Origin of the sequence: Dissulfurispira sp. (genome assembly GCF_036745535.1) — a bacterium.
Taxonomy (GTDB): Bacteria; Nitrospirota; Thermodesulfovibrionia; order Thermodesulfovibrionales; family Dissulfurispiraceae; genus Dissulfurispira.
In genome coordinates this window covers 1-1,424 of sequence record NZ_DAIOFX010000182.1, presented here as the reverse complement: position 1 = coordinate 1,424, position 1,424 = coordinate 1, and the positions used below count along the sequence as shown (strand labels likewise).

Below are 1,424 nucleotides of genomic sequence, written 5' to 3'. Positions count from 1 at the left end.
AGGAGGTTAACATGCCGGTAAATCAGACATCAAATAACCAATTACAAACAGATATAATTTCAAGATACGATATTCAAAAGAAAAAGAATCCACAGTCACAGCAAACCCAGAGGCAGACGCAACAGAGAGAGAATGCAGAAAGAAATAATCCATCTTCAGAGGATGTCAGAGTGACCCTGAGCAGACAGGGCAGAGCCAAAAATGCGAGCAGAACTGCAAATACCCCTAATGCGGAGACACAGCAAAAGACTCAGGAAACCAGAAATATCGAATCCCAGCGTGCAGTACAGGCATACCAGAATACAAACAGGGCTGCTGAAAATACAAGACCCGAAGATACGAGGCAGAGACAGATCAACCGCATAGTAGGTTGATAATTATATGCCCGCCGCATGGCGGACCTGAGCGGTTGTCGGTATAATCGCATTCGTCTATAAAGAAATCGCATTTTGCGCATACAAGGTTTATCAATTTTTTATTTTTTGCAGGAATACGGTTTTTAATCTCATCTCCGCATTTCAATGATCGGACAAGCATCTTTAATTCATAAGGCGTAAGGTTATTTCTCAGAATTTCATATCCCCTGCAGTGAAGCTCTTCCTTGCCTTCTTTGTAGTACTTGCAGAATCCCTTGCAGATTATGTCTGTATAAATCTTATCTTTCACTCCGTTACTTCCTTCAGCCAGTTGAGATAATCCTCCGAGCCTTCAATTATTGGCAAGGCAATTATCTCAGGCACCGTGTAGCTGTGCAGTTCCTTCACACGTCTCTTCAATGGCTCAAATAAATGCCTCTGGGTTTTGACAATCATCAAGACCTCAGCATCATCCTCGATCTTTCCCTGCCAGCTATATATGGAACGGATACCTTTAACTATATTCGCACATCCTGCAAGCCTTTCCTCAACAATAGCCTTTGCAATCCTTGCTGCCTCATCCTCATTTGGTGCGGTTATATAAACAACAATCGCCTCCATAGACCCTCCTTTATAAGAAAAATAAGGCAATCCATATCATTATACCGCCTGACACAGAGATGCTCACTGCAAGCAGAACCCTCTTGGTCTCATGCTCGTCAACCCTTAGATCACCCACTTTAATCACACTGTGCAGCGGAACCTCTATAATTTTTTTGTTCTCCGATAAAATTACAGAATTGGTTTTGACACTAATGGCCTTTCCTTTAACCTCTCCACTTGCGGTTAAGGCTGTTATCTGTTTACCCACAAACGATTCCTCGGCCCTTATTGCAAAGAGCTGGTAATAGCTCCAGAGGATGCATCCTATCCCGATTGTCAGGACAATTCTCTTTCTTGTAATTAGCATAATCCGATAGCCAGGCATCTCGAAATATATGTCAGGCACTGCTCAAAGACTTTAAAAAGTGTTGATTCAAGTGCATATGAGAGATAATAAATACATCA

4 protein-coding genes are annotated in these 1,424 nt (G+C 42.1%); 1 reads left to right on the top strand and 3 read right to left on the bottom strand.

Annotation, left to right across the window (positions count from 1 at the left end):
- Positions 1-374 (top strand): hypothetical protein (locus V7L97_RS12700; protein WP_333656567.1); only part of this gene is annotated, 374 nt, incomplete at its 5' end.
- Here the strand turns inward: V7L97_RS12700 and V7L97_RS12695 are convergent.
- The 3 genes from V7L97_RS12695 to V7L97_RS12685 are packed head-to-tail and all read right to left on the bottom strand — an operon-like array spanning position 355 to position 1,365.
- Positions 355-666, bottom strand: a complete 312-nt coding sequence (locus V7L97_RS12695; protein ID WP_333656564.1) for a hypothetical protein — start codon at positions 664-666, stop codon at positions 355-357. The genes V7L97_RS12700 and V7L97_RS12695 overlap by 20 nt on opposite strands.
- Positions 663-977, bottom strand: a complete 315-nt coding sequence (gene cutA, locus V7L97_RS12690) for a divalent-cation tolerance protein CutA (protein WP_333656562.1) — start codon at positions 975-977, stop codon at positions 663-665. Before cutA ends, V7L97_RS12695 begins: the two co-directional genes overlap by 4 nt.
- 10 nt (positions 978-987) lie before the next feature.
- Positions 988-1,365 (bottom strand): hypothetical protein, encoded by a 378-nt coding sequence (locus tag V7L97_RS12685; RefSeq protein WP_333656561.1) that lies wholly within the window; start codon positions 1,363-1,365, stop codon positions 988-990.
- Positions 1,366-1,424 lie beyond the last annotated feature (59 nt).